Consider the following 23,227-nt stretch of genomic DNA (forward strand, 5'->3'; position numbering starts at 1 on the left):
GGGCCGAGTCCCCGAAGCCCCGGAGAGCGGGCCCGGGGCCGAGCCCCCCGGCCTCCGCGCGCGGCGGTCCGCCTTCCCGGCGGGCCGCCGCGCGGTGCGTCCGGCCGCACGGTCCGGACCGCGCGGCGCGTGCGGTCGCATCGCCCGACCGCATCGCCCGGCCGCACCGCCGACGGGCGGCCCCGTTCCGTACGAGCCCCCTTCGCGGGCGGAAACCCGGCCCGGCGGGGGCGGCGGTCAATGAGAGAATGGTGAGCATGGCCACTGATCGACCTCGCGTGCTCTCCGGAATCCAGCCCACCGCAGGCTCGTTCCACCTCGGCAACTACCTCGGCGCCGTACGCCAGTGGGTGTCCCTCCAGGAGAGCCACGACGCGTTCTACATGCTCGCCGACCTGCACGCGATCACGGTCACGCAGGACCCGGCCGAGCTGCGCGCCAACACCCGGGTGGCCGCCGCCCAGCTGCTGGCCGCCGGACTCGACCCGGACCGCTGCACGCTGTTCGTCCAGAGCCATGTGCCGGAGCACGCCCAGCTCGCCTGGGTGATGAACTGCCTCACCGGCTTCGGCGAGGCCGGCCGGATGACCCAGTTCAAGGACAAGTCCGCCAAGCAGGGCGCCGACCGCACGTCCGTCGGCCTGTTCACGTACCCGATCCTCCAAGTCGCCGACATCCTGCTCTACCAGGCGCACGAGGTGCCGGTGGGCGAGGACCAGCGCCAGCACATCGAGCTGACCCGCGACCTGGCCGAGCGCTTCAACGGCCGCTACGGCGACACCTTCACCGTCCCGAAGGCGTACATCCTCAAGGAGACGGCGAAGATCTACGACCTCCAGGAGCCGACCGCCAAGATGAGCAAGTCGGCGTCCACGCCGAAGGGCCTCATCAACCTGCTGGACGACCCCAAGGCCACCGCGAAGAAGGTCAGAAGCGCGGTCACCGACACGGACACCGTGATCCGCTACGACCCGGAGACCAAGGCCGGCGTCAGCAACCTCCTCACCATCTACTCCACCCTCACGGGCACGGGTATCGGCGAACTGGAGGAGAAGTACGTCGGCAAGGGCTACGGTGCGCTCAAGACGGACCTCGCCGAGATCATGGTCGAGTTCGTGACGCCGTTCAGGGAGCAGACCCAGCAGTACCTGGACGACCCGGAGACGCTGGACTCGATCCTGGCCAAGGGTGCGGAGAAGGCGCGTTCGGTCGCCGCGGAGACCCTCGCCCAGGCGTACGCGAAGGTGGGCTTCCTGCCCGCCAAGCACTGATCGGCCAAGCCTGATCCGCCGGCGCACGGCCGCCGGCACCGATCCACCGGGCCCCGGCCCGCCCGGCGCCGCCACACCGGCGCCGGACCGCCGGACGCCCGGGCGCACCACCGCTCGCCCGGCGGCCCGCGCGGAGCGCTGCACATCACTGTCGTCGCGCCTGCCGCCGGCCCGCCCGTGGTCGTACAGTCGAAAGCCGGACGGCCGCGACGAAACGGCCGGGACCCGAACGGTCGGGGTGAAACGGCCGGGTGCGCGGCGGGAGACGGCGCCCGGTACGACGACAGACCATCGGTACGACGACAGGAGACGACGTGGGGACCGTAACGATCGGCGTGTCGATCGCGGTCCCGGAGCCTCACGGCAGCCTGCTCCAGGAGCGGCGCGCGGGCTTCGGTGACGCCGCGGCTCACAGCATTCCCACGCATGTCACGCTGCTGCCGCCGACCGAGGTGGAGGCCGCCGAGCTGCCTGCCGTCGAGGCCCATCTGACCGAGGTGGCCACCGCCGGACGCCCCTTCACGATGCGGCTGTCGGGCACCGACACCTTCCGGCCGCTGTCGCCGGTGGTGTACGTCCGGGTCGTCGCGGGCGCCGAGGAGTGCACCCGGCTCCAGCAGAGGGTCCGGGCTGCCTCCGGGCCGTTGGCGCGCGAACTCCAGTTCCCCTACCACCCGCATGTCACGGTGGCGCACGGCATCGACGAGGCGGCGATGGACCGCGCCCAGAAGGAGCTGGCCGGCTACCGGGCCGAGTGGCCCTGCACCGGCTTCGCCCTCCACCGGCAGGACGCGGCCGGGGTGTGGCACAAGCTGCGCGAGTTCGCCTTCGGCGGCCACGGCACGGTCCCGCCCCAGGTGTCCCCCGCCGACCACGGCACGCTACCGGCCCGCTGAGCCCCCGCAGCCTTTCCGCCCGCCGGGGGCGCCCCCGCGGAGGGAAGCGGCCACCGCCCGCGCGCCCTCGCGGTGGCGGCCCCCCGGACACCGGCGGCCGCCCGTACAGCGGCTGCCGGTGCTACAGCGGCAGCCGCCGGTACAACGCCCGCGGCAGGTGCCGCAGCGCCGCCGTCACCACGCGCAGCGCCCCCGGCACCCATACGTTCTCCGAGCGCCGCCGCAGCCCCAGTTCCACGGCCGTGGCGACCTCCTCCGGAGTGCAGGCCGACAGCGGCGTCCGCCGGGCGGAGCCCGGGCGCACGATGTCGGGGCGGACGACCATGACGTGCACGCCGGTGCCGTACAGGGCGTCGCCGAGGCCCTGTGCGAAGACGTCCAGGCCGGCCTTGCTGGAGCCGTAGAGGAAGTCGGAGCGGCGGGCCCGCTCGGCGGCGGCGGCCGACAGCACGACCAGCGAGCCGTGGCCCTGCTGTTGCAGCAGCCGCCCGGCGATGAGCCCCGCGGAGACCGCCCCCGTGTAGTTGGTCTGCGCGACGCGCACCGCGGCCGGCGGGTCGCGTTCGTCGTAGGCCTGGTCGCCGTGGATGCCGAAGGCCAGCAGGACCATGTCGATGCCGCCCTCGGCGAACACCTTGCCGAGCGCGGTCTCGTGGCCGCCGGTGTCCAGCGCGTCGAAGTCGACGGTGCGCACCTCTGCGCCGAGGCTGCGCAAGTGCGTGGCGGCCGCCGCCAGTTCGGGCGAGGGGCGGCCGGCCAGCCAGATGGTGCGGGTGCGGCGTGCGATGAGCCGGCGGGCGGTGGCCAGCGCGATCCCGGACGTGCCGCCGAGGACGAGCAGGGACCGGGGGAGACGGGCGAGACCGGAGGCGTTCTTCACGGCAGCCGACTGTATCGTCCGGTTATGCGCGCTTTGTCGCAGAAACGCGGTGTTGACGCGTGCGTTGAGGGGGAACGGTCGGTTCATGGACTGGCTGAAGAGGCTCCCGGTCGTCGGCCCCTGGCTGGCGCGGCTGATGCTCACGCACGCATGGCGCTCGTACGAGCGCCTGGACCGGGTGAAGTGGACGCGGCTGGCCGCCGCCATGACGTTCGTCAGCTTCGTCGCGCTCTTCCCGCTGCTGACGGTGGCCGCCGCGGTCGGCGCGGCGACCCTCAGCGGGGCCCAGCAGCGCACCTTGGAGGGCAAGATCGCCCAGCAGTTCCCGGGCCTCGGCAACGAACTCGACATCGCCTCCCTGGCGCAGAACGCCGGCACGGTCGGGATCATCGCCGGCGCCGTGTTGCTGCTGACCGGCGTCAACTGGGTGGGCCAGGTGCGCGACTGCCTGCGCGCGGTGTGGGAGCTGGCCGACCCGGACGAGAACCTGATCCTGGCCCGGCTGAAGGACGCGGGCATCCTCATTGGCCTCGGCGGCGCGGTGCTGGTCACCTTCGCCGCCTCCGCCGTCGCCTCGGCCGCCGTGGGCTGGGCGTCGCGCCAGCTCGGCCTGGACGAACACGGCTGGGGCAGCGTGGTGTTGCGCGTCGCCGCGTTCGTCGTCGCCGTCCTGGCCGACTTCCTGGTGCTGTTGTACGCGCTGACGCTGCTGCCCGGCGTCGAGCCGCCCCGCCGCCGGCTGCTGGTCGCCGCACTGCTCGGCGCGGTCGGCTTCGAACTCCTCAAGCTCCTGCTGAGCGGCTACATCCAGGGTGTGGCGGCGAAGAACATGTACGGCGCGTTCGGCGTCCCGGTCGCCCTGCTGCTGTGGATCAACTTCACCTGCAAGCTGGTGCTGTACTGCGCGGCCTGGACGGCGACCGGCAGCAAGGCGGACCCGGGCGGGGCGGGGGCGCTCAGGGACGGGAGCGGCGGCGCACCAGGTCCGGCAGCGGCCAGCGCCGGTTGACCAGGAAGGCGGCGGCCGCGAGCAGCACGACCGCCCCGCCGGCGATGCCGAGGGCGATGCCCATGCCGCGGGAGCCGTCGTCCGTGGTGGCGCTCGCCACCGGCCGGGCCGGCGAACCGTCCTGGCCGCCGCCCGCCTGACCGGCCGCGGCGCCCGTGCCCGGCGTGGCGCCGGCCGGTCCGGCGCCCCTGGGCGGCACCAGTTCGCCCACCGGCTGCACCTTGCCGGCCGCCGTGAAGCCCCAGTCGAAGAGCTTGGCGGTCTCCCGGTAGACCTCGTTGTGGTCCTTCTTCTCCGGGTTCATCACGGTCACGAGCAGCACCCGGCCGCCGCGTTCGGCGACGCCCGTGAAGGTGGCGCCGGCATTGGTGGTGTTGCCGTTCTTCACGCCCGCGATGCCCGGGTACACGGAGATGTCGTAGTCGCCGCTGAGCAGCCGGTCGGTGTTCTGGATCTCGAAGGACGTGCGGGTGGACTTCCCCTTCTTGTCCTTCTTCGTCTCACCGGGGAACTCGGCCCGCACGGTCGAGCAGTACTCGCGGAAGTCCTTCTTCTGGAGCCCGGAGCGGGCGAACAGGGTCAGGTCGTAGGCGGAGGAGACCTGGTTCGGCGCGTCGTAGCCGTCGGGGCTGACCACCTGGGTGTCGAGGGCCTGAAGGTCCTGGGCGTGCGCGTTCATGTCCGCCACGGTCCGGGCGACGCCGCCGTTCATCGCGGACAGCACGTGCACGGCGTCGTTCCCCGAGCGCAGGAAGACGCCGAGCCACAGATCGCGCACGGAGTAGCTCTCGTTCTCCTTTATGCCGACCAGGCTGGAGCCCTCGCCCATCCCGGCCAGGTCGCTCGGCACCACCTTGTGCTGCTGGGTGGCGGGGAACTTGGGCAGGACGGTGTCGGCGAACAGCATCTTCAGTGTGCTGGCCGGGGGCAGCCGCCAGTGCGCGTTGTGCGCGGCGAGCACCTGCCCGGACTCGGCGTCGGCGACGATCCAGGAGCGCGCGGTGAGGTCCTTGGGCAGCACCGGCACCCCGGCCGCCAGGTTCACCTGGGTGCCGGCCTGGCCGAGGCGGGCGCCGCCCACGGTGGACATGCGGGCCGGGGGAGCGGCCGGCTTGCTCGTCTTCGGGCTCGGCGCGGCGAGGGCGGCGGGTCCGGTCAGCGACACGGACAGCAGGGCGGCGGAGGCGACCAGCAGGACGCGCCTGGCGGTCTTGTGGGGTGCGGGCACGCTCGGAAACGTACCTGCCGCGCCCGCGGGGGCCGCGCCCGAGTCCCCGGTTCCACCCCCGGTCCGGCCCCGGGCCCCCGGCAGCGATACTGAAGGCATGAAGCTCAGCCGCCCGGTCTCCTGGTTCCTGCTCGCCTTCGGGGTGTGGAGCTGGATCATCTGGATCACTTTCGTCAAGAATCTCGTCAAGGACGGCAGCGGGCTCGCGTTCGACGACGGGCACCCCACGGCGTACTTCTGGGTGCATCTCGCGCTGGCCGTCGTCTCCTTCGTATGGGGGACGGTCATCGGAGTCCTCGGGTTGCGCGGACTGCGCGCACTGCGCCGGACGTCATAGCCACCGGAGCGCCGACTCCCCTCCGGGCGCGAGCGGAAGCGCGCAGAAGCCGAGGAGCGAGAAGGCTGACAAAAGCGATGTCCCCCGCATTTCGTCAAGCCTTCAGGGGTTCCTGGGGACTTCCTGTGAAACGAACTGGTTACGCTTCTTCATAACGTCTTCTCATCCTCTCCAGAATCCTCTTCCCCCGGGCGAAACACGTGTGATTAGGTGGCCGCGCCACTCGCGTGTGTGGCATGTGCACGGACGGCCCGGGACGGGCCCGGGGAGGACATCACCGATGCGGTCGGTTCGCATACGGATTCTGTTGGCGCTGCTCGTACTGGTGATCGTGGGTGTGGGCGCCTGGCGACTGCTCCCCTCCGACGGCGAGAACGACAAGGCGATCACCGTCGGCACCACGGACGCGGTCACCTCGCTCGACCCGGCCGGCGCCTACGACGCCGGTTCCTGGGCCCTGTACAGCAACGTCTTCCAGTCGCTGCTGACCTTCGAGTCCAGCGGCACCACGCCCGTCCCGGACGCGGCCAAGAGCTGCACCTTCACGGACACCGGACTGCGCACCTACCGCTGCCAGTTGCGCGAGGGCCTGAAGTTCCCGAGCGGGCGGACGATGACCGCCGAGGACGTGAAGTTCTCCTTCGACCGGGTCAAGAAGATCAACTCCGACGTCGGCCCGGCGTCCCTCTTCGAGACCCTCGGCTCGGTGGACGCCGACGGCATGACCGTGACGTTCCACCTGACCACGCCGGACGCCACCTTCCCGTTCAAGGTGGCCACCGGCGCCGGCTCCATCGTCGACCACACCCGCTACCCCGGGGACGCGCTGCGCTCCGGCACCGACGTGGACGGCACCGGCCCCTACCGGCTCACCCGGTACACCAAGGGCAAGTCCGCCACCCTGAAGCCCAACGGCTCCTACGACGGCGCGGTGGGCGACACCGGAAAGCCCGTCGAACTGCGTTACGTGAACGACGGCGCCGCGCTCGACAGAGCCTGGCAGGACAAGACCGTCGACGTCGCCACCCGCACCCTGACGCCCAAGGTCCTCGCCGGGCTCAACCCCAGCGACCCCGACCAGCGCGTCTCGGAGAGCGACAGCTCCGAGACCCGCAACCTCTACCTCAACACCCGCGACTCCTCGCCGCTGCACGACGTGCGCGTCCGCCGCGCCATCGCCTGGCTGCTCAACCGCGAGGAACTGGCCTCCGACGTGTACGACGGGACCGTCGACCCGCTGTACTCGCTGATCCCGGCCGGACTCACCGGCCACACCACCTCGTTCTTCGACGCCTACCCCGCGCAGAACGCCAAGAAGGCCCGCGACCTGCTCCAGCAGGCCGGCGTGTCCGTCCCGGTGCACTTCACCTACGGCTACGGCGCCGGCCGCGGCGCGGGCGCCGAGGAAGCCGCGCTGATCAAGAAGCAGCTGGAGGCGAGCGGCCTGTTCAAGGTCGACGTCAAGGGCTACGAGTGGACCGACTTCCAGAAGCGGTACACGGGCGGCAAGCTGGACGCCTGGGCGGTCGGCTGGGTCGCCGACTACCCCGACCCGGACACCTTCGGCGCCCCCCTCGTCGGCACCGGCTCCAGCATGAACACCGGCTACAGCGACAAGGACGTCGACAGCCTCATCACCGACAGCCGCCGCTACGCCGACCGCAGCCGGGTCGCCGCCGACTTCCGCAGCCTCCAGGCGGACGTCGCCGACAACGTGCCGCTGATCCCGTTGTGGCAGCAGAAGGAGTACGTCGTCACCACCGAGGACGTGGGCGGCGGCCAGTACCTGTCGGACGGCACGGGCGTCTTCCGGCTGTGGAAGCTCACCTGGATCTGACCGACGTCCCGCCCGGCGGCCGCCGCTTGGCCGCCGGGTCCGGCAGCGCCTTCGTCATCCCCGGCAGGAAGTCCGTGAACAACTCGTGGACCTCCAGGACGAGCGGCCTGAGCACCCGGAAACGGGCCAGCGAGACGCCCCGCGCGGTGAGGCGGGCGCCGCGCTCGGCCAGCCGGTAGCTGCGCTCACGGCCCTCGGTGCGGTCGAACACCCAGTACAGGACGAGTCCCATCTGGGCCAGCCACATCAACTCCGGCAGCACCTCGCGCAGTTCCGGCGCCACCTTGGTCCGCGCCCCGTGCAGCACCTCCCGGTGGACGCTGACGGCCTCCTCGCGGGCGTGCTCGGACTCGGGGGAGAAGGGGCTGAGAGGGCTGTCGGGGTCGGCGGCGTTCTTGAAGAACTGCACGGCGAACTCGTGGTACGGCGTGGCGATGTCCAGCCAGGTCTTCAGCACCCCGGCGAGCCGCGCCTCCAGATCGGTCTCCCGGTCCAGGACCTCGCGCACCGCCGCCTGGTGCTCGGCGGCGATCCGGTCGTAGAACCCCTGGATCAGATGTTCCTTGCCCTCGAAGTAGTAGTACGCGTTGCCGACCGAGACCCCGGCCTCCTTGGCGATGGCCCGCATGGTCGTCTTGTCGTAACCGCGCTCCTGGAACAGCCGCATGGCCGTCTCCAGGATCAGGGCACGCGTCTGCTCGGACTTGCTGATGTTCTTCTCGGGCACGGGGAGAGCCTAGGGCCTCTCGTTCGGATCACGCCGGGCTCGCGGGGGCCGGCACCGTTCCCCCAAGCTCGTCGCGCAGGAGGGACCCTCACGCCGCGTTGTGTCGTCGGGCGTCATGGCTCCGCCGTGACGCCCTCCTCCGCCTCGCGACTCACGGCACTGATCCGGCCTGATCCAAACGGAAGACCCTGGTCAGTTCCTTTGCGCGGTCACGGCCGGCGGCCCAGCTCCGGGCGCTTGGTGTAGTCGGTGAAGCCGAGGACGTTGCCCCACGGGTCGGCGATCTCCACCGTCCAGCCGGTGGCCACCGCCGACGGCTCGTCCAGCAGCGCGATGCCGGCCCGGGTCAGCTCCCGCGCCGCCGCCCGCGCGTCCGGCACCTCCAGCCAGATCCTCGGCGACGGCCACGGCGGCGTGCGGTGGCCGAGCGCCTCCTCCGTCCGCAGCAGGATGCCCGGCGTCTCGCCGCCGACCTTCAGCAGCGCGATCCGGGCCTCGTCCAGCCGGAACGCCACCTCGAACCCGGCCCGCCCGTAGAAGCGGACGGCCTCGTCGAGATCCCCGACGGGCAGCAGCACGTTGTCGAACCCGAGCAGCTCGTACGACTCGTCATCTGACATGCGATCAGATTAGGTACGGCCCGGGCCCCCGGCCCGGCACACACCCCGCACGACCGCCCCCGGCGTCACCCGCCCGGCGCACCCGTCCTGCGCCCCCGGGGACGCCCGAAGGGCCCCGCTCCGGCAGGAGCGGGGCCCTTCGAGGACGTACCGGAAGTGTCGCCGGCGTCAGAAGCGGCGCGTGATCAGCGCCCGCTTCACCTCCGCGATCGCCTTCGTCACCTCGATGCCGCGCGGGCAGGCGTCGGTGCAGTTGAAGGTGGTGCGGCAGCGCCAGACGCCGTCCTTGTCGTTCAGGATCTCCAGCCGCTGCTCACCGGCCTCGTCACGGCTGTCGAAGATGAAGCGGTGGGCGTTGACGATGGCGGCCGGACCGAAGTACTGGCCGTCGTTCCAGAACACCGGGCAGGACGAGGTGCAGGCCGCGCACAGGATGCACTTCGTCGTGTCGTCGAACCGCTCGCGGTCCTCGGCGGACTGGAGCCGCTCACGGGTGGGCTCGTTGGTGTCCTTCGTGATCAGGAAGGGCATCACGTCCCGGTACGCCTGGAAGAACGGCTCCATGTCGACGACCAGGTCCTTCAGGACCGTCAGGCCCTTGATGGGCTCGACCGTGATCGGCTTCTCGGGGTTGATGTCCTTGATCAGCGTCTTGCAGGCGAGGCGGTTCTTGCCGTTGATCCGCATGGCGTCCGAGCCGCAGATGCCGTGCGCGCAGGAGCGGCGGAAGGTCAGCGTGCCGTCCAGGTCCCACTTGATCTTGTGCAGACCGTCGAGGACGCGCTCCCTGGGGTCGATCTCCAGCTGGAAGTCTTCCCAGACCGCGTCCGCCGAGACCTCCGGGTTGAACCGGCGGATGCGGAAGGTGACGGTGATGTAGGGGGAGTCGGCGAATCCCGGCTCGGGCTGCCCGGCCGCGTCCGCCTTGTCCAGAACAGGGGTTGCCATCAGTACTTACGCTCCATCGGCTGGTAGCGGGTCTGGACGACCGGCTTGTAGTCGAGACGGATGGATTCGGACCCGTCGGCGCCGACCTCGCGGTACGCCATGGTGTGGCGCATGAAGTTGACGTCGTCGCGGTTCGGGTAGTCCTCGCGGTAGTGACCGCCGCGGGACTCCTTGCGGGCCAGGGCGGAGACCGCCATGACCTCGGCCAGGTCCAGCAGGTTGCCCAGCTCGATGGCCTCCAGGAGGTCGGTGTTGAACCGCTTGCCCTTGTCCTGGATCGCCACGTTCTTGTAGCGCTCGCGCAGCTCGGCGATCTTCTCGACCGCCGTCTTGATCGTCTGCTCGGTGCGGAACACCATGACGTTGGCGTCCATGGTCTCCTGCAGCTCGCGGCGCAGCTCCGCCACCCGCTCGGTGCCCGTGGAGGACCGCAGCCGCTCGATCTGCTCGACGACCAGGGAGGCCGGGTCCTCGGGCAGCTCGACGAAGTCGGCGCGCTGCGCGTACTCGGCGGCGGCGATGCCGGCCCGCTTGCCGAAGACGTTGATGTCCAGCAGCGAGTTGGTGCCCAGGCGGTTGGCGCCGTGCACCGACACGCAGGCGACCTCGCCGGCCGCGTACAGACCCGGGACGACGGTGGTGTTGTCCGCCAGGACCTCACCCTCGACGTTGGTCGGGATGCCGCCCATGGCGTAGTGCGCGGTGGGCTGGATCGGGATCGGGTCCGTGTAGGGCTCGATGCCGAGGTAGGTCCGCGCGAACTCGGTGATGTCGGGCAGCTTGGCGTCCAGCTGCTCCGGCGGCAGGTGCGTCAGGTCGAGGTACACGTGGTCGCCCTCGGGACCGCAGCCGCGGCCCTCGCGGATCTCCGTGTAGATCGAGCGGGACACGACGTCACGGGACGCCAGGTCCTTCATGACGGGAGCGTACTTCTCCATGAAGCGCTCGCCGTCCTTGTTGCGCAGGATGCCGCCTTCGCCGCGGGCGCCCTCGGTGAGCAGGATGCCCATGCGCCAGATGCCGGTCGGGTGGAACTGGAAGAACTCCATGTCCTCCAGCGGCAGCCCGCGCCGGTACACGGCGGCCTGGCCGTCACCGGTCAGGGTGTGCGCGTTGGAGGTCACCTTGAAGAACTTGCCGCAGCCACCGGAGGCGTAGATCACGGACTTCGCCTGGAAGACGTGGATCTCGCCGGTCGCCAGCTCGTAGGCCACCACGCCGGCGGACTTCTTGACGCCGTCGATCTCGGTGATCAACTGGTCCAGGACGTAGAACTCGTTGAAGAACTCCACGCCCTCCTTGACGCAGTTCTGGTACAGCGTCTGGAGGATCATGTGGCCGGTGCGGTCGGCCGCGTAGCAGGAGCGGCGGACCGGGGCCTCGCCGTGGTTGCGCGAGTGACCGCCGAAGCGGCGCTGGTCGATGGTGCCGTTCGGGGTGCGGTTGAACGGCAGGCCCATCTTCTCCAGGTCGAGGACGGAGTCGATGGCCTCCTTCGCCAGGATCTCGGCGGCGTCCTGGTCGACCAGGTAGTCACCGCCCTTGACCGTGTCGAAGGTGTGCCACTCCCAGTTGTCCTCCTCCACGTTGGCCAGCGCGGCGGCCATGCCGCCCTGCGCGGCGCCCGTGTGGGAGCGGGTGGGGTAGAGCTTGGTCAGCACGGCGGTGCGGCTGCGCTTGGTCGACTCGATGGCGGCGCGCATACCGGCGCCGCCGGCGCCGACGATGACGGTGTCGTACTTGTGGATCTTCATCAGTGGATGCCTCAGCCCCGTGCCTATCGGATGTTCGGGTCGAAGGTGAAGATCACCAGCGTGCCCAGCAGGATGGTCCACACCGTGGCGGTGTAGAGCAGGCCCTTCAGCCACAGCCGCGTGTTCGCGCGTTCCGCGTAGTCGTTGATGACGGTACGCAGGCCGTTGCAGCCGTGCAGCATGGCCAGCCACAGCATCAGCAGGTCCCAGACCTGCCACCAGGGGGAGGCCCAGCGGCCGGCGACGAAGGCGAAGCCGACCTTGGAGACACCGCCGTCCAGCACGAGCTGGATCAGCAGGTGGCCGATGACGAGGACGACCAGTACGACGCCGGACAGCCGCATGAACAGCCAGCCGTACATCTCGAAGTTGCCCCGGGTCGACTTCGGGGTCTTCTTGGTGCGCTTGCGGGGGGCCTCGATGAACGGCGCCGGGTTGTCCACGGTGTAGACGGAGGCGCCCTCGACCGGGCCGATGCCGGAAGCGGGGGATTCAGTGGTGGACATGCGCGTCAGCTCCCGAAGACGACTCGAGCGGCGTGGCCGAGGACGGGGTAGATCGCCCCGATCATGAGCACGACCCAGACGCCTACGACGGTCCAGAGCATCTGCTTCTGGTAGCGGGCGCCCTTGGCCCAGAAGTCGACGGCGATGACACGAAGGCCGTTGAGCGCGTGGAAGAGGATGGCGGCGACGAGGCCGTACTCCAGGCACGCGACGATCGGGGTCTTGTACGTGGACACGACCTTGTCGTAGTCCTCGGGAGACACGCGGACGAGTGCGGTGTCCAGCACGTGGACGAACAGGAAGAAGAAGATGAGGACGCCGGTGACTCGGTGAGCCACCCAGGACCACATTCCTTCCCGTCCGCGGTACAGCGTTCCAGCCGGCACGGAAGAACCCTCCGGGAGCGGGGACTAGGGCCGCGCCGGCTTCACTGTCGGTCGGGCCCGGCCGGGTACGGTCCACCGGCCCCCAGCATCGTAGCGAGGCGTTGCCGCGAGCTTTGCAGGGGGCCTGCCGGTGTGATCAAACTGGCACTCAAACGTGCACGGACGGATCAGCGGCGGGCGGCTGCCGGGAAGGGGCCTTCTGCCGTGCGCCGGGTGCGGGTCCGCGGGGGTCGACCGCGCCCCGCGGCGGGGCCGCCGACGGGTTCGGCGCCGCGCCCCTGAGCAGCTCGCCCAGCCGTTGCCTGGCCAGGCGGCGGAGTTCGTCCGCCGTCGCCACCCGTTCGTCCTCCGGATCGTTCGCCAATCGTGACCGGATCGCCGCCAGCACCCGGTCGAGGGTCTCGGCGGGGGCCACGCCGTCGACGCAGATGACGAACGTGTGTCCGAATCGGGCCTCGTAGGCCGCGGCGGCCGCGCTCAGGGCCATGGTGGCGGCCGCGTAGGTCTGTGCGGGCAGGACGGGCAGACGCTCCGCCGCCAGCGCCTCCGTCAGGTCGGCCGGGCCCAGGTCGTAGGCCGCCTCGTCCGCTGCCGCCAGCAGGGCGGGCAGGTCGGGGTAGGGGCGGTGGGCGGTGAGGCGGTGGGCCCAGCGGGTGCTGTGCAGGCAGGTCAGGAGGGTGCGGCGGGCCTCGTCGGGCGGGGCGGTGTTGAAGTGCTCCAGGGTCTGCGCGGGCAGCGTGGGTCCTCGGCTGGGATGGGCGCGCCCGGGAGGGGCGTTCCGTGGGTGGCGGCGGGGGTGCGGGGGAGAGCTGTGCGGTTACGTTATCGGGAATGATCATGACGTGTCCGCCGCATTCCTGGATTTCACCCGGACGGCCGAGTTTGGGAACGTCCGGTGGACGCGGCCCCTCCGCATAGGCCTTAGGTTGGCGGGGTGAGTCAGCACAGGCGGCGCCGGTCTGCGGCGCGAAAGCCGCGGCGCGGGCGCGTCCTGGCCGGGGCGTTAGTGGTCACGGCCGGGCTCGGCGCCGGCCTCGGGATGTGGGCCTTCGGCGGCGACGGGTCGCCGGCGGGACCGGCGCGCAGCGCCCCCGAGGCCCCCTCGTCCCCGGCCTCGGCGAGTCCGACCCGGACCTACCCCCTCTCCCGGGCGCCGCGCACGATCCCGGCCGTGCGGGCCCACACCGCCGCCCGCGGCCCCGGCTGGCGGCCCGCCCGCGGCGAGCGGGTCGTGGTGGCCGACCCGTCCCTGGCCGACGAGGGCCGGCTGACGGCGGGCGAGCTGGGCCTGACCTACGCGGGTGAGCAGAAGGACACCCGCCCCGGCGACGTACGGCTGGCCCTGGGCGGCGGCGCGGGCGGCCCCGAGTCGTACACCATGACCGTGCGCGGCGGCGGCGTCACCATCAGCGGCCCCACGGACGCGGGCGTCTTCTACGGCACCCGCACCCTCAAGCAGGAGGTGCACGGCGGCGGGACCGCGCCCGAGGGCGTGGTGGAGGACGCGCCGGCCAAACCGCGCCGCGGCCTCATGCTGGACATCGCCCGCAAGCCGTTCACGGCCGAGTGGATCGAGGACCGAATACGGGAACTGGGCGACCTGAAGTACAACGAGCTGGGGCTGCACTTCTCCGACGACCAGTCCTTCCGCATCCAGTCCGACACCCACCCCGAGATCGTCTCCGCGAACCACCTCACCAAGGCGCAGGTCAAGCGGATCGTGGACCTCGCCGCCGCCCGGCACATCACCGTCGTGCCGGAGATCGACTCGCCCGGCCACCTGGGCGCGGTCATCGCCGCGCACCCCGGTCTCCAGCTGCGCAACGCCCAGGGCGTGGCCACCAGGGGCGCCGTGGACATCTCCGAGCCGGGCGCGGCCGAGATCGTGGACGACCTGCTCAACGAGTTCGCGGACGTCTTCCCCGGCGGCTACTGGAACCTCGGCGGCGACGAGTACCAGGCGCTGACCGTGCGCGACCCGCAGGCGTCCTACCCGCAGCTGGCCGCCGCCGCGCGCAGGGCCTACGGCTCCGGAGGCACCGTCGCCGACCTCACCACCGGCTGGCTGAACGACCGCTCCGCCACGGTCCGGAAGCACGACCGCGCCCCTCGCGCCTGGAACGACGGCTTCTTCCGGAACACCTCCGTCCAGCCGGGGCGGGACATCGAGGTCGCGTACTGGACGGGCAAGGAGATCGGCGCCCGGCAGCCGGACGCCTATCTGAGCGCGGGCCGCGAGGTGATCAACTACAACGACGAGTTCCTGTACTACGTCCTCGGCGAGCCGCAGACCTTCGTCTACCCGACCGGGCAGCGCATCTACGAGCAGTGGACCCCGCGGGTGCTGCGCGGCCCGGCGGCGGTCCCCGCCCGCTACGACGCGCAGATCCTCGGCGGCTCCTTCGCGGTCTGGTGCGACCTGGCGAACGCGCAGACCCAGGACCAGGTGGCCGCGGGCATCCGGATGCCGCTGCGGGCGACGGCGCAGAAGCTGTGGGACTCCCGCAAGCCGGCCCTGTCCTGGCCGGACTTCGAGGCCCTGGCGGACCGCCTGGGCTGACCTCCGGCCGCGAACGCGGCGACCGCTCCCCGGCGCGCGGGCCACCCGGCCCGCGCGCCGTGCTGTGCGCGGCCACGGCGCCGGTGCGGCACGCACTTGGCCGGAATCTTTCTCCCGCCGCACCCTCGACTGGGTGTGATCGGCGTGTGACACTACGGGGCGGCCGCGCGTGCGGCACTGGTGACCGCGGCCTTCGCAGCGGCCGGGGTCCTGGCGGGGAGGCGTGCATGAGCCTGGTGGAACTGATCGCGCGGGCCGACGAGCGGAGCCTGGCCGCGAGCGGGCTGGCTTGTTTGGATCGGTGCGTTCCGCTGCTCGGCGGCGACGACGAGGTGCTGCGCCCGCTGTGGGGCGCCCTGGCGGACGGGGCCCGCGGCGGCGGGTCCGGCAACGTCTTTGGTGACGGCTGGGCCGACCGTCTGGAGCGGGTGCGCGCCGTGCTCGCGGCGGCCGGTCCGGACATGGCCGTCGAGGACGAGGCCGCGCTGCTGGCCCGCCGGATGCTCGGTGCGGCCCCGCCCGCCCCGTCCGCCGCCGGGGTGCGGGAGTGGGCCGACGTCTGCTCGGTCGCCTCCCTGTGCATCCACCGGCTCCTCGACCCGGCCGAGGACCCCGCCCCGGTCGACTCCCGGCGCGAGGGCCGCACGGACGGCATGCCCCCGCTGGCGGCGGCGGAGCTGCGCCGTCAGACCGCCGTCCTGGAACTCCTCGCCGCCCCCGGCCCCGCGGGCGCCGGCCTGAGCCGGGCCCTGGCCGTCTCCACCGAGGGCCGCCGCGTCCTGCGCGCGGTGGTCTCCCGCCGGGCACGGGGCCGGGTGTGAGGCGCGGCCCGCGCGGCGCGCCCCACCGGCGGTGAGCGCGGCGGGTGCGGGCGGCGGGCGGCCGGTGATACCGCGGCGTGCCCGCGCCCCCGTACCGCGACGATCCTGTGTGCGTCCTGCGGTCATGGTGGGCGGGTCCTGGGCGGGTCGCCGAAAGCGGCCGGAATCGCGTGACGCTACGGGCCTGTACAGCGCTCACCCCTATGTGACAGCGCAGCAAGTGACGAACCGGCAGCAGACCAGGCCGCACGCCGCCGCCCGCCCGGCGCGCTGGGCGGCGGACACCGTGGCGGCGATGCGGGAGGGCGCCCGGCTGCGCCTGGACTACTCGGTGCGCAGTCTGTGGCGGGTGGACCGGGTGATCGAGGAGATACGCCGCGAACGCACGCCGTACGCCGCCGTGGAGAGCGCGCTGCGCGGCTTCGGCGCGTACGCCGGCGAGGTGATCGTCCGGGAGGGCGGCGCCGCGTGGTGGGCGACCGGCGGCGAGCACTGGGTGCGCACCGCGGACGGACGGTTCTGGGACCCCATCGACGAGGCCCGGCGCTGCTTCGGCGGCCACGGTTCGCTGCGGCTGCTGTGCCGGGAGGCGCTGGGCCCGGGCAGCGGCTGACCGGCCGCGGCGGCCTCGCGGGCTGTGACACTTCCGCCGGCCGCGGCGCTGATCGCCTTGGGGGGGCGTGCGCACGCCGGGCATCCGGGCGCGCCCACGCGAGGACTCGCTACGGACGAGGACGGTTCTTGGGCCAGGGAGGGGACGCCCGCCGCGCGCAGGCGTACGACGCCGAACTCGGCGCGGCCGTCGCGCGGGCCAAGGACGGCGACGAGGCCGCCTTCGCGGTGGCCTACCGGCTCGTCCACCCCGGCCTCCTGGCCTACCTGCGCACGCTCGTCGGCGACGACGCCGAGGACGTGGCCGCCGACGCCTGGCTGGAGACGGCACGCGACCTGGGGCGCTTCCAGGGCGACGGGGCGGGCTTCCGCGGCTGGACGGCGACCATCGCCCGGCACCGGGCGCTGGACCATCTGCGCCGCCGGCGCTCCCGGCCGCGCAGCGCGGCGCTGGAACCGGAGGAGCTGGAGCTGCCCGGCCCGGACAGCACCCACGACCAGGCCATGGAGGCCATCACCACCGCACGCGCCCTCGCCCTGGTCCGCCGGCTGCCCCGCGACCAGGCGGAGGCCGTGCTGCTGCGGGTCGTCGTGGGCCTGGACGGCCCGTCCGCCGCCCGCGTCCTCGGCAAACGGCCGGGCGCGGTCCGCACCGCCGCCCACCGGGGCCTGCGACGGCTGGCCGAACACCTCGCCGCCGACGCGGCGGAGGGCGCGGGCGAGGGCCGCGAAGAGGACGCGTAGCCGACCGTGGCAACGGCCGGGGCCGCCACCCCCCACAGGAGAGGCCCCGGCCGTCGCGCGGCACGGGCCGCGCGGCGGCCCGTACTTCCTACAGCGCCGGGTGTGCGTTTTGCGTCACACCTCACCCCGGAAACGGTTAGTTGCACGTTGTACGGTCATGGACGTAAGACGGTTCCAGGTCGTAACGTGCGGTGGCGCGCCGAGGCGCGGCGGGCACTGTTCCCCGCGATCACCTGCGGCGACTGCGGCGACTGCGGCCTCGAACACCGCGACCGTCCATTGAGGAACCACGACGGCGAGAACCCGGTCCGCGCGAGCGGCGCCGGTCCAGGCGCAAGGAAGGGCACCACGGGGTGCTGGGGGACGACGCGGAGCTGACCGCCGCGGTGCTCGCGGCACAGGACGGGGACGAGACCGCGTTCCGGACTGTGTACCGTGCCGTGCACCCGCGACTGCTCGGATACGTACGCACGCTGGTCGGGGAGCCGGACGCCGAGGACGTCGCGTCCGAGGCATGGCTCCAGATAGCCCGCGACCTGCCGCGCTTCAGCGGCGACGCGGACCGGTTCCGCGGCTGGGCCGCCCGGATAGCCCGCAACCGCGCCCTCGACCACATCCGGATGCGCGGCCGTCGCCCGGCCGTCGGCGGCGACGAAACGGAACTCGCCGGCAAGGCCGCCGACAGCGACACCGCGGGCGAGGCGTTCGAGTCCCTGGCCACCGGCCGCACCCTCTCGCTGATCGCCAGCCTGCCCCAGGACCAGGCCGAGGCCGTGGTGTTGCGCGTGGTGGTGGGCCTGGACGCGAAGACCGCCGCCGAGACGCTGGGCAAGCGGCCGGGCGCCGTCCGCACGGCGGCGCACCGGGGCCTGAAACGGCTCGCGGAACTGCTCGGCGACGATCCGGAATCCGTCGACGCGCTCGGCGCGATGCCGCCGCCGAGGCAACCGAGGGGCCGTGCGGTGACGTCCGCCGGTGTGACGCATACGCGCGCCCGGACGCAGAAGGACATGTGATGGCCGACGAGCAGGACAGGTGGCTGGACCCCGAGACGGCGGAGCGACTGCTGCGCGGGGAGTCCCTGGACACCGTCGACGTGACCGCCCGCGAGCGGGCCGAACGACTCGCCCGCGCGCTGGACGCCCTGGCCGCCGAGCCGTACGCCGACCACTCGCCCACCGCCGAACTCCCCGGCGAGGCCGCCGCCCTGGCCGCCTTCCGCAAGGCGGCGGCGGAGCGCGCCGACGCCCGCGCCGCGGCCGGACAGGACCCGGCGCGCGGGGCCGACGCCGGGCTCGTCCGGATCGGCGCGTGGTCCCGGCCGCGCGGGCGGACCCGTCCGCAGCCGCGGCCCGGCGCGCCCCGCCGCACCCGCCGGTGGCGTCCCGTCCGGCTCGCCCTGTCCGCAGCGCTGGCCGTCGGCGCCGTGGGCGGCGTCGCCGCGGCGGCCACGACGGGCGTGCTGCCGACCCCGTTCGGCGGCGACCCGGCCCCCGCGGCGTCCGTCTCCACCGGCCCCACGCCCGGCCGCCCGGCCGCCACCCCCTCCGCGGACGGCACCCCGGACACACCGGCCACCGGCCCGGCCACGGCGGGCTCGTCCGGCGGCGGACACGACGACACGGCCCGTGGCGGCGCCGAGCCCCCCGGCCACGACGCCGTCCCCGGCGCGACCGGCGGACGGGGTGACGGGTCCGGCGCGCGCCGCGACTCGCTGGCCCTGGCCTGCCGCGACCTGCGCGACGGCAAGGGCCTGAACACCGTCCGCAAGCGCGCCCTGGACGGGGCGGCCGGCGGACCCTCGCGCGTGTACACGTACTGCGACGGCATCCTCAAGGCGCTCCACGACCGTGCCTCGGGCCGTGGCGGTGTCCTCGGCCGGGGCACGGACGAGGACGGCGGCGGTTCCGGACAGGGCGGCGGCGAGGACCGGGGGAGCGGCCGCGGCCACCACGGCGGCGACGGCCGGGGCGGTGACGACGGCCAGGGCGACGACGAGGGACATCCCCGTGACGATCACCCGGGGATCGGAACGCCCCGGACGCGGGACGTCACGGCCCCGCCCCTGAGCCGGCTGCTCCCCAGACTCCCCGGACGGACGGCGGCCACGCCTGCGGCCTCGGCGCCCCGTCCCTCCGACGGCTCCGGGTGATCACCCCCGCGGCGTGTCAGGCTCACCTCGCCCCACCGCTGTGACCTGCGGTTTTCTCGACCGTCAAAAATTCTTCGCACGAGGTGTGACGTTTTCGCGCGGCGCGGCGCAGTAATGAGTGAGCCGACTGGTCATCGGCCCTCGCACAGAGCCGGGGTTCCCCCCGTACCCACGGCTCGTGCACCTGGCGCGGGCGGGACACGTTCCCCCGGTCCCGCCCGCGCCCCGAATCCGTCCCCGCGCGGGGCGCCCGGCCGCCGCGCCGCCCCTCACCGGTGCACGACGACCTTGTCGCCCACCCTCACCTGGGCGAACGTCCGTGCGATCGCCGCCTCGTCCCGGACGTTGACGCAGCCGTGCGAGCCGCCCGTGTAGCCCCGGGCCGCGAAGTCGGAGGAGTAGTGCACGGCCTGCCCGCCGCTGAAGAACATCGCGTACGGCATCGCCGTGTGGTAGATCGTCGACACATGGTGGCGGGACTTCCAGTAGACCTGGAACTCGCCCTCCCGGGTGGGCGTGTACTGCGTGCCGAACCGCACCGCCATCGTGGACAGCGTCCGTCCGTCGATCATCCAGCGCAGCGTCCGGCTGGTCTTGTCGATGCACAGCACCCGCCCGGTCAGACAGCGCGCGTCCGGCGCGCCGGCCGGCTGACCGCCCATCGGATACATCTCCCAGGTGCCGGGCGCGTGCGTCATGGCCACAAGCCGCCGCCAGGTCACCGTGTCCGTCCGGCCCGTCGCGGGCAGCCCGCGCCTGCTCTGGAAGCCCCGCACGGCCCGCTCCGTCAGCGGGCCGTACGTCCCGGTCGGCGCCTCGGACAGCCAGGCGATCTGCCGCAGCCGGGCCTGGAGTGCGCGGACGGACCGGCCGCTGTCGCCGCGCGACCACAGCACGCGCGCGGGCGGCGCGTCAGGCGCGGTGGTCCGGCCCGCCGCCGCGCCCTTGGCGCTCCCGCCGCCGTTCCCCTTCCCCGGCCGGTCGTCGCCGCCGGGCCAACTCCGCGTGCCCGCCGGTGAGCGGTGCCGGCCGTCGGAACCGGCGCCCGTGCCCACCCCCGCCCCCGTGTCCCGCACCTCGCAGCCGGCCACCGCCAGCAGCGCCAGCACCGCGGCCGCCGCGGCGCCCGCCCTCCCCACGCCCCCAACGATCCGCATACCGCCCCCGCAGTCTCCCCGGCGTCCGGCGCCCGCGCGCCGCGACCGCCGCCGCTTCGGTCGTCCACCGGATTCCTCCCCATGAGTGAGCGGCGGTGAACCACGGGGAAAGGGGGGAATCGGAGAGAGACGGGAACCGGCCGGTGGGTGCGTCCCCCCGACCCCAGGACGCGGAGGCACGCCATGGCGCGCGAGTCGGAGTCGGGACTGCCCATCGAGCCGGTCTACGGCCCGGACGCGCTCGCCGGCTGGGACCCGGCCGGGAAGCTGGGCGAGCCCGGCGCGTACCCGTTCACCCGCGGGGTGTACCCGACGATGTACACCGGCCGTCCCTGGACCATGCGCCAGTACGCGGGCTTCGGCACGGCCGCCGAGTCCAACGCCCGCTACCGGCAGCTCATCGCGCACGGCACCACGGGCCTGTCCGTCGCCTTCGACCTGCCCACCCAGATGGGCCACGACTCCGACGCGCCCCTCGCGCACGGCGAGGTCGGCAAGGTCGGCGTGGCGATCGACTCGATCGACGACATGCGGGTGCTGTTCGACGGCATCCCGCTGGACCGGGTCTCCACGTCCATGACGATCAACGCGCCCGCCGCGCTGCTGCTCCTGCTGTACCAGCTGGTCGCCGAGGAGCAGGGCGTCCCGGCCGACCGGCTCACGGGCACCGTCCAGAACGACGTGCTCAAGGAGTACATCGCGCGCGGCACGTACATCTTCCCGCCCAAGCCGTCGCTGCGGCTGACCGCGGACGTCTTCCGGTACTGCCGGGCCGAGCTGCCCAAGTGGAACACCATCTCGATCTCCGGCTACCACATGGCGGAGGCGGGCGCCTCGCCCGTGCAGGAGATCGCGTTCACCCTCGCCGACGGCATCGAGTACGTCCGCACGGCGGTCGCGGCCGGCATGGACGTGGACGACTTCGCGCCCCGGCTGTCCTTCTTCTTCGTCGCCCGCACCACGCTGCTGGAGGAGGTCGCCAAGTTCCGGGCCGCCCGCCGCATCTGGGCCCGCGTCATGAAGGAGGAGTTCGGCGCGCGCGACCCCAAGTCGTGGACGCTGCGCTTCCACACCCAGACGGCGGGCGTGCAGCTGACCGCGCAGCAACCCGAGGTGAACCTGGTCCGCGTCGCCGTCCAGGCGCTGGCGGCCGTCCTCGGCGGCACCCAGTCGCTGCACACCAACTCCTTCGACGAGGCGATCGCGCTGCCCACCGACAAGAGCGCCCGCCTCGCCCTGCGCACCCAGCAGGTCCTCGCCCACGAGACGGACGTGACGGCCACCGTCGACCCGTTCGCCGGCTCCTACGCCGTCGAGACGCTGACCGACCGGGTCGAGGCCGCCGCGCTGGAGCTGATGGGCAGGGTCGAGGACCTCGGGGGCGCGGTCGCCGCGATCGAGCGGGGCTTCCAGAAGGGCGAGATCGAGCGCAGCGCCTACCGCGTCGCGCAGGAGACCGACTCCGGCGAGCGGGTCGTCGTCGGCGTCAACCGCTTCCGGCTGGACGAGGAGGAGCCGTACGAGCCGCTGCGCGTCGATCCGGCGATCGAGGCACGGCAGGCCGAACGCCTGGCCGTCCTGCGCGCCGGACGCGACGGCCCGGCGGTCGAGGCCGCCCTCGCCGCCCTGAAGAAGGCCGCCGGGGGCGAGGACAACGTCCTCTACCCCATGAAGGAGGCCCTGCGCGCCCGCGCCACCGTGGGCGAGGTGTGCGGGGCGCTGCGGGAGGTGTGGGGGAGTTACGTTCCCGCGGATGCCTTCTGAGCCGCGGTCATCCCTCGCATGAGGGAGCGGGGGCGGAGATCGCCCGCCGCCGGTTGCTCTCGTCGAGAGTGTGCCCCGAAAGGAGGACGCCATGGCCGTACCGCAGCAGGAGCCGCCCCTGGGCGAGGCCCGACTCCCTCCTCGGCGGCGACGGCTGACCCGCCGCCCCGCGCCGCGTCTCGCCTCGCGAAACCCCCTCCCGCGGTGTCGCACTCGCGTGCGACACTCCCTGCCATGTTCGGCGTCATCGATCTCCCCACCTATCTGGCGGGCCTCGTCCTCATCGTCCTGCTCCCCGGCCCCAACTCGCTGTACGTGCTCTCCGTGGCCGCGCGGCGCGGCGTACGGGCCGGCTACACCGCCGCTGCCGGCGTCTGGTGCGGGGACACCGTGCTGATGACCCTCTCGGCCGCCGGGGTCGCCTCCCTGCTCCAGGCGAACGACGTGCTGTTCGGGATCGTGAAGTACGCCGGCGCCGGCTATCTCACCTGGCTCGCCGTCGGGATGCTGCGGGCCGCCTGGTCGATGTGGCGGACGCGGCGCGAGCGGTCCGTGGCGGAGGCGGTCACCGCCCCCGCGGCCACCGACGAGCGGCCCTACCGCCGCGCCTTCGTGGTCAGCCTGTTCAACCCCAAGGCGATCTTGTTCTTCGTGGCCTTCTTCGTCCAGTTCGTGGACCCGGGCTACGCCTACCCGGCCGTGTCCTTCGTCGTCCTCGGCGCCTTCGCGCAGCTCGCCAGCTTCCTCTACCTCAGCGCCCTGATCTTCGGTGGCACCAAGCTCGCCGCCGCCTTCCGCCGCCGCAAGCGCCTGTCGGCGTGGGCGACCTCGGCGGCCGGCGCGCTGTTCCTCGGGTTCGCGGTCAAGCTGTCGCTGGCCAGCGCGTAGGGGGCTGGTATGTCTCACCTTGACGATGTTGCGGCCGTGTTCGCCCGCATGAGCCCCCAGGATCAGCAGCGGGCACTAGGCCCTGGGCATGTCCGAGAGGCTCCAGAAGGAGCCCAAGGAGCCTGCCGTC

23 protein-coding genes are annotated in these 23,227 nt (G+C 72.8%); 13 read left to right on the forward strand and 10 right to left on the reverse strand.

Annotated features, from left to right (window positions below; genetic code table 11):
- The first annotated feature begins 257 nt into the window (after positions 1-257).
- Both trpS and AB0N63_RS11910 read left to right on the forward strand, forming a co-directional pair.
- Positions 258-1,271 (forward strand): tryptophan--tRNA ligase, encoded by a 1,014-nt coding sequence (trpS, locus tag AB0N63_RS11905; protein WP_365527461.1) that lies wholly within the window; start codon positions 258-260, stop codon positions 1,269-1,271.
- A 314-nt stretch (positions 1,272-1,585) separates the two neighbouring features.
- Entirely contained in the window at positions 1,586-2,167 is a 582-nt protein-coding gene (locus AB0N63_RS11910) for a 2'-5' RNA ligase family protein (protein WP_365527463.1), read from the forward strand.
- A gap of 121 nt (positions 2,168-2,288) precedes the next feature.
- Here the strand turns inward: AB0N63_RS11910 and AB0N63_RS11915 are convergent, their stop codons facing one another.
- Entirely contained in the window at positions 2,289-3,047 is a 759-nt protein-coding gene (locus AB0N63_RS11915; RefSeq protein WP_365527466.1) for an SDR family NAD(P)-dependent oxidoreductase, read from the reverse strand.
- An 85-nt stretch (positions 3,048-3,132) separates the two neighbouring features.
- Between AB0N63_RS11915 and AB0N63_RS11920 the strand changes: the two genes are divergently transcribed.
- The gene (locus tag AB0N63_RS11920) at positions 3,133-4,056 is read left to right on the forward strand and encodes a YihY/virulence factor BrkB family protein (protein ID WP_365527469.1); all 924 of its coding nucleotides are present in this window, start codon (positions 3,133-3,135) and stop codon (positions 4,054-4,056) included.
- On the opposite strand, the gene AB0N63_RS11925 is transcribed toward AB0N63_RS11920, so the two are convergent.
- Complete coding sequence (locus tag AB0N63_RS11925; RefSeq protein WP_365527471.1) at positions 4,004-5,284, reverse strand: D-alanyl-D-alanine carboxypeptidase; 1,281 nt, start codon at positions 5,282-5,284, stop codon at positions 4,004-4,006. The genes AB0N63_RS11920 and AB0N63_RS11925 overlap by 53 nt on opposite strands.
- A 97-nt stretch (positions 5,285-5,381) precedes the next feature.
- Between AB0N63_RS11925 and AB0N63_RS11930 the strand changes: the two genes are divergently transcribed.
- The gene (locus AB0N63_RS11930; RefSeq protein ID WP_019981627.1) at positions 5,382-5,621 is read left to right on the forward strand and encodes an SCO4848 family membrane protein; all 240 of its coding nucleotides are present in this window, start codon (positions 5,382-5,384) and stop codon (positions 5,619-5,621) included.
- 280 nt (positions 5,622-5,901) lie between these two features.
- Entirely contained in the window at positions 5,902-7,458 is a 1,557-nt protein-coding gene (locus AB0N63_RS11935; RefSeq protein ID WP_365527474.1) for an ABC transporter substrate-binding protein, read from the forward strand.
- Here AB0N63_RS11935 and AB0N63_RS11940 read toward each other — a convergent pair.
- The 7 genes from AB0N63_RS11940 to AB0N63_RS11970 form a co-directional block, all read right to left on the reverse strand.
- The gene (locus AB0N63_RS11940; RefSeq protein WP_365527476.1) at positions 7,445-8,185 is read right to left on the reverse strand and encodes a TetR family transcriptional regulator; all 741 of its coding nucleotides are present in this window, start codon (positions 8,183-8,185) and stop codon (positions 7,445-7,447) included. The genes AB0N63_RS11935 and AB0N63_RS11940 overlap by 14 nt on opposite strands.
- Positions 8,186-8,394: 209 nt before the next feature.
- Complete coding sequence (locus tag AB0N63_RS11945) at positions 8,395-8,805, reverse strand: VOC family protein (protein WP_009190269.1); 411 nt, start codon at positions 8,803-8,805, stop codon at positions 8,395-8,397.
- 168 nt (positions 8,806-8,973) lie between these two features.
- Positions 8,974-9,753 (reverse strand): succinate dehydrogenase iron-sulfur subunit, encoded by a 780-nt coding sequence (locus AB0N63_RS11950; protein ID WP_365527479.1) that lies wholly within the window; start codon positions 9,751-9,753, stop codon positions 8,974-8,976.
- Positions 9,753-11,507, reverse strand: coding sequence for a succinate dehydrogenase flavoprotein subunit (gene sdhA / locus AB0N63_RS11955; RefSeq protein WP_365527482.1), 1,755 nt, complete (start codon positions 11,505-11,507; stop codon positions 9,753-9,755). The genes AB0N63_RS11950 and sdhA overlap by 1 nt, the downstream gene beginning before the upstream one ends.
- A gap of 23 nt (positions 11,508-11,530) precedes the next feature.
- The gene (locus AB0N63_RS11960) at positions 11,531-12,013 is read right to left on the reverse strand and encodes a succinate dehydrogenase hydrophobic membrane anchor subunit (RefSeq protein WP_009190274.1); all 483 of its coding nucleotides are present in this window, start codon (positions 12,011-12,013) and stop codon (positions 11,531-11,533) included.
- A gap of 5 nt (positions 12,014-12,018) precedes the next feature.
- Positions 12,019-12,399, reverse strand: a complete 381-nt coding sequence (sdhC, locus tag AB0N63_RS11965; protein WP_009190275.1) for a succinate dehydrogenase, cytochrome b556 subunit — start codon at positions 12,397-12,399, stop codon at positions 12,019-12,021.
- Positions 12,400-12,547: 148 nt separating this feature from the next.
- Complete coding sequence (locus AB0N63_RS11970; RefSeq protein ID WP_365527622.1) at positions 12,548-13,120, reverse strand: 2-oxo-4-hydroxy-4-carboxy-5-ureidoimidazoline decarboxylase; 573 nt, start codon at positions 13,118-13,120, stop codon at positions 12,548-12,550.
- Positions 13,121-13,438: 318 nt separating this feature from the next.
- Between AB0N63_RS11970 and AB0N63_RS11975 the strand changes: the two genes are divergently transcribed.
- From AB0N63_RS11975 to AB0N63_RS12000, 6 genes are all read left to right on the forward strand, one after another.
- Positions 13,439-14,959 carry a glycoside hydrolase family 20 protein gene (locus AB0N63_RS11975; RefSeq protein ID WP_365527625.1) on the forward strand — a complete coding sequence of 507 codons (1,521 nt, stop codon included), beginning with the start codon at positions 13,439-13,441 and terminating at the stop codon, positions 14,957-14,959.
- Positions 14,960-15,186: 227 nt separating this feature from the next.
- Positions 15,187-15,780, forward strand: a complete 594-nt coding sequence (locus AB0N63_RS11980) for a hypothetical protein (RefSeq protein ID WP_365527486.1) — start codon at positions 15,187-15,189, stop codon at positions 15,778-15,780.
- Between the two features lie 220 nt (positions 15,781-16,000).
- Positions 16,001-16,393, forward strand: a complete 393-nt coding sequence (locus tag AB0N63_RS11985; RefSeq protein WP_365527487.1) for a hypothetical protein — start codon at positions 16,001-16,003, stop codon at positions 16,391-16,393.
- 128 nt (positions 16,394-16,521) lie between these two features.
- Positions 16,522-17,136: a sigma-70 family RNA polymerase sigma factor gene (locus AB0N63_RS11990; protein WP_365527490.1), complete on the forward strand. Its 615-nt coding sequence runs from the start codon at positions 16,522-16,524 to the stop codon at positions 17,134-17,136.
- A 353-nt stretch (positions 17,137-17,489) separates the two neighbouring features.
- The gene (locus AB0N63_RS11995; protein WP_365527492.1) at positions 17,490-18,152 is read left to right on the forward strand and encodes an RNA polymerase sigma factor; all 663 of its coding nucleotides are present in this window, start codon (positions 17,490-17,492) and stop codon (positions 18,150-18,152) included.
- On the forward strand, positions 18,152-19,288 hold the full coding sequence (locus AB0N63_RS12000) for an extensin (protein WP_365527494.1): 1,137 nt from the start codon (positions 18,152-18,154) through the stop codon (positions 19,286-19,288). Before AB0N63_RS11995 ends, AB0N63_RS12000 begins: the two co-directional genes overlap by 1 nt.
- A gap of 269 nt (positions 19,289-19,557) precedes the next feature.
- Here AB0N63_RS12000 and AB0N63_RS12005 read toward each other — a convergent pair whose 3' ends face one another.
- Positions 19,558-20,445, reverse strand: a complete 888-nt coding sequence (locus AB0N63_RS12005) for a L,D-transpeptidase family protein (protein ID WP_365527497.1) — start codon at positions 20,443-20,445, stop codon at positions 19,558-19,560.
- Between the two features lie 183 nt (positions 20,446-20,628).
- Between AB0N63_RS12005 and AB0N63_RS12010 the strand changes: the two genes are divergently transcribed.
- A complete protein-coding gene (locus AB0N63_RS12010; RefSeq protein ID WP_365527499.1) occupies positions 20,629-22,209 on the forward strand; it encodes a methylmalonyl-CoA mutase family protein in 1,581 nt (526 codons plus the stop codon).
- A 234-nt stretch (positions 22,210-22,443) separates the two neighbouring features.
- Complete coding sequence (gene leuE / locus AB0N63_RS12015) at positions 22,444-23,097, forward strand: leucine efflux protein LeuE (RefSeq protein ID WP_365527501.1); 654 nt, start codon at positions 22,444-22,446, stop codon at positions 23,095-23,097.
- The last annotated feature ends 130 nt before the right edge of the window (positions 23,098-23,227 follow it).

The organism is Streptomyces sp. NPDC093260 (assembly GCF_040683715.1).
In the GTDB taxonomy this organism is placed as follows: domain Bacteria; phylum Actinomycetota; class Actinomycetes; order Streptomycetales; family Streptomycetaceae; genus Streptomyces; species Streptomyces sennicomposti.

Excerpts from the sequence above, each read along its gene's own strand:
- trpS (WP_365527461.1), top strand. The coding sequence starts at position 258 with ATGGCCACTGATCGACCTCGCGTGCTCTCCGGAATCCAGCCCACCGCA.
- AB0N63_RS11920 (WP_365527469.1), top strand. The coding sequence starts at position 3,133 with ATGGACTGGCTGAAGAGGCTCCCGGTCGTCGGCCCCTGGCTGGCGCGG.
- AB0N63_RS11930 (WP_019981627.1), top strand. The coding sequence starts at position 5,382 with ATGAAGCTCAGCCGCCCGGTCTCCTGGTTCCTGCTCGCCTTCGGGGTG.
- AB0N63_RS11935 (WP_365527474.1), top strand. The coding sequence starts at position 5,902 with ATGCGGTCGGTTCGCATACGGATTCTGTTGGCGCTGCTCGTACTGGTG.
- AB0N63_RS11945 (WP_009190269.1), bottom strand. The coding sequence starts at position 8,805 with ATGTCAGATGACGAGTCGTACGAGCTGCTCGGGTTCGACAACGTGCTG.
- AB0N63_RS11950 (WP_365527479.1), bottom strand. The coding sequence starts at position 9,753 with ATGGCAACCCCTGTTCTGGACAAGGCGGACGCGGCCGGGCAGCCCGAG.
- sdhA (WP_365527482.1), bottom strand. The coding sequence starts at position 11,507 with ATGAAGATCCACAAGTACGACACCGTCATCGTCGGCGCCGGCGGCGCC.
- AB0N63_RS11960 (WP_009190274.1), bottom strand. The coding sequence starts at position 12,013 with ATGTCCACCACTGAATCCCCCGCTTCCGGCATCGGCCCGGTCGAGGGC.
- AB0N63_RS11975 (WP_365527625.1), top strand. The coding sequence starts at position 13,439 with ATGTGGGCCTTCGGCGGCGACGGGTCGCCGGCGGGACCGGCGCGCAGC.
- AB0N63_RS11980 (WP_365527486.1), top strand. The coding sequence starts at position 15,187 with ATGAGCCTGGTGGAACTGATCGCGCGGGCCGACGAGCGGAGCCTGGCC.
- AB0N63_RS12000 (WP_365527494.1), top strand. The coding sequence starts at position 18,152 with ATGGCCGACGAGCAGGACAGGTGGCTGGACCCCGAGACGGCGGAGCGA.
- AB0N63_RS12005 (WP_365527497.1), bottom strand. The coding sequence starts at position 20,445 with ATGCGGATCGTTGGGGGCGTGGGGAGGGCGGGCGCCGCGGCGGCCGCG.
- AB0N63_RS12010 (WP_365527499.1), top strand. The coding sequence starts at position 20,629 with ATGGCGCGCGAGTCGGAGTCGGGACTGCCCATCGAGCCGGTCTACGGC.
- leuE (WP_365527501.1), top strand. The coding sequence starts at position 22,444 with ATGTTCGGCGTCATCGATCTCCCCACCTATCTGGCGGGCCTCGTCCTC.